Below are 3,722 nucleotides of genomic sequence, written 5' to 3'. Positions count from 1 at the left end.
GTATAACTCAGCAAGAACTATCGGCTAATTTACATCAAACAAGTCTACAAATAATATCTCTCGATACAGATACAGAGGTTATTAGTCATGAAAAACAAGATAATCCTAGTAGTGAAGTTACCCCAGAAAATCTAGTTTACTTGTTATTTACTTCTGGCTCCACTGGTAGACCAAAAGCAGTTGCTGTAGAACATCAACAACTTCTGAATTATTACTATGGAATTACGCAAAAACTGAATTTAGAAAGTTGTAATACCTTCGCAACAGTTTCTACTTTTGCAGCAGATTTAGGAAATACAATCATATTTCCTGCTTTAGCTTTGGGAGCTTGCTTGCATATAATTTCACAACCAAGAGCTTCCCATCCAGAAGTATTAGCAGAATATTTTTCTCAGCATTCTATCGACTGCTTAAAAATTGTTCCTACCCACCTCAAAGCCTTATTAACATCTTCCCATCCAGAACATATTTTACCAAAAAAATGTCTGGTTCTGGGAGGGGAAGCTTGTAGTTGGGAATTAATTGAACAGTTACAAAATTATGCTCAAAATTGTCAAATATTTAACCACTATGGGCCTACAGAAACAACTGTTGGAGCATCAATTTATCACGTAGATTCTAAATTAGAGTTTAACGAAGTTCGCAACTCAAAAACGGTTCCTATTGGTCGTCCTCTTCCTAATATCAAAATTTATCTATTAGATACAAATTTCCAACCCGTTCCCATTGGGACTCCCGGTGAATTATATATTGGGGGTGCAGGAGTTACTAGAGGTTATTTCAATCGACCAAAATTAACTAATAATAAATTTATTCCTAATCCATTTTTACCTGGAGAAAAATTATATAAAACTGGGGATATAGCTCGCTATTTTCGCAATGGAAATATTGAATTTATTGGACGGGTTGATTATCAAGTAAAGATTCATGGATATCGCATCGAACTAGGAGAAATAGAAACAGCACTACTTAAACATTCAGGTGTAAAAGAAACCGTAGTCATAGCAAAAGAAGATCAATCAGGTAACAAGCGCTTAATTGCATATACAGTAACTGATTTTGCACAGACAGTTAGTACTGAAAACCTGCGTCACTTTTTGCAGCAGCAATTACCAGAGTACATGGTACCAAATACCTTTGTACAGATGGAGGCTTTACCCTTAACACCCAATGGAAAAATAAATCGCGCAGCTTTACCAAGTCCCAATATTCAAGGATTATCAAGCAAAAATTTTGTTCCACCTCGCAATCCGGTAGAAGAAAAATTAGCAGAACTTTGGATGCAAATTCTGGGAGTTAATCGAATCGGAATTAACGATAACTTCTTTGAATTGGGTGGAGATTCTATCCTGAGTATGCAAATCGTTGCTAAAGCTAATCAAGCAGGTTTGCAAATTACTCCCAAACAGCTATTTGACAAACCCACTATTGCTGAATTAGCAATTTTATTAGACCAAGCCCAAACTAATTATGTCATTGATGCAGAACAAGGATTGGTAACTGGTGAAGTACCTCTAACACCAATTCAACACTGGTTTTTTGAGCAAAACTTTAACGAATCCCACCATTGGAATCAGTCCTTTTTATTCCAAGTCAAGCAAAAACTTAACCCAGTCATTTTAGAGCAAGCATTGCAGTTTATAATAGAACATCACGATGCTTTACGTCTACGTTTTCATGACAGCGAATTTGGTTGGCAGCAAATTAACACCCTTCCATCGGAAACAATACCATTTACACAGATTGATTTAACCAATAAAACCCCCGAAGAACAAACAGCAGAAATCTCTACGACAGCAACCAAACTGCAAAAAAGTCTCAGCTTATCCGATGGTCCTTTAATTAGAATCGCTTTATTTGACCTAGGTGCACAACAACCATCACGCTTATTAATTGCGATTCATCATCTAGTAGTGGATGGAGTTTCATGGCGAATATTACTTGCAGATTTGCAGCAAGTTTATCAGCAAATAACCCAAGGTGAAGTTATAAAACTACCAGCAAAAACCACTTCTTTTAAAAAATGGGCCGAAAGATTGAGAGAATACGCCCAATCGTCTAAAATACAAAAAGAATTAGAATACTGGCAGAACTCTTCACAAACACAATTTACCCTTCTACCAGTAGACTTTTCTCATGGTAAAAATACCATAGCTGAAGTTGAAACTATATCAGTACAACTCAGTACAACAAATACTCAAGAACTTTTACACAAAGTACCAGCAATATATCAGACTCAAATCAATGATGTGCTTTTAACCGCACTACTACAAGCTTTTAATCAATGGACTGGTAAGCAAACACTAACTATTGACTTGGAAGGACACGGAAGAGAAGAACTTTTCCCCGATGTGAATGTATCCCGTACAGTAGGTTGGTTTACCACCGTATTCCCTGTATTGCTTGATACCAAAGATATTGACCAAACAGAAGATATTTTATTAGCAGTAAAAGAACAACTGCGCTCAATACCCGAACGCGGTATTGGATATGGTTTACTACGGTACATAAGTGATTCTCAAGCCAAGCTAAATTATGACACAGCCCAAGTCAAATTTAATTACCTTGGTCAATTTAACCAACAGCAAGCTGAATCATCATTGTTTACCCCAGCACCAGAATCAAAAGGTATTAGTCGTAGTTTGCAAGGACACCGGACTCACTTAATAGATATTAATGGAATTGTCACCAACGGTCAGCTAAAACTAGATTGGACTTATAATAAAGAGATACATCGCCAACAAACAATTGAAAATTTGGCGAATAGTTTTCTGGAAAGATTACAAAAACTGATTACTCACTGTCAATCCCGAGAGATTCGTCAGTCAACAACAGAATCAGAAATTCTCCAAACTTTAAACGCCAAAGCAACTTTAGATCCAAGTATTCATCCAGATTCGACAACATTTGCAGATTGCACCAATCCCCATCATATTTTCTTAACTGGAGCTACTGGTTTTCTGGGAGCATTTTTACTTGCTGAACTATTGCAAAATAAACAAGCAAATGTCTATTGTTTAGTTCGTGCTGCTAATCAAGAATCAGCTAAAAATAAACTGAAAAATAATCTCCAAAAATACTTACTTTGGCAAGAATCGTTTAATCATAGAATTATCCCCATTGTTGGAGACTTATCGCAACCGTATTTAGGATTAACTAAAGTAGAATTTCAAGAATTAGCAAAAAAACTAGATATTATCTATCACAATGCTGCAGTAACTAATCTTGTTTATCCATACTCAATGCTTGAAGCTAGTAACGTAGGTGGAACCCAAGAAATTTTGAGATTAGCAAGTCAAATAAAACTCAAACCAGTACATTATATTTCTACTCTCAGCGTTTTAAATTCCCCAGAACATTCTCAAATCAAAACAATTTCCCAGCTTCATAAATTCAAACATTCACAAGTTCCATCTGGTGGCTATCATCAAACAAAATGGGTGTCCGAAAAATTGGTTTCCGAAGCTGATTATAGAGGAATTCCTATTTCTATTTATAGATTAGGAAGAGTATCGGGAGACAGTAAAAATGGCATTGTGAACATCAATGACCGTTTAATTAGAATGATTCGAGGTTTTATTCAATTAAAATGGGTTCCCGAGGGAAATTCAATCATAGATATGACTCCTGTCGATTATATAGCTAAAGCTATTGTTTACTTATCACAACAGGAAAAATCCAAATCATTAAATCAAATTTTTCATTTGTCTAATCCCCAGCCG

Annotated in this window: 1 protein-coding gene; it reads left to right on the top strand. The window is 35.9% G+C overall.

Annotated features, from left to right (window positions below; genetic code table 11):
* A partial coding sequence (locus tag CALSC_RS23855) for a thioester reductase domain-containing protein (RefSeq protein WP_143288355.1) occupies positions 1 to 3,722 on the top strand: 3,722 nt, incomplete at both ends.

The sequence above is a fragment of the Calothrix rhizosoleniae SC01 genome, assembly GCF_900185595.1.
GTDB lineage: Bacteria > Cyanobacteriota > Cyanobacteriia > Cyanobacteriales > Nostocaceae > Calothrix_A > Calothrix_A rhizosoleniae.
Note: the sequence above shows the minus strand (reverse complement) of the source record. Positions and strands in the feature narration are given on the sequence as shown.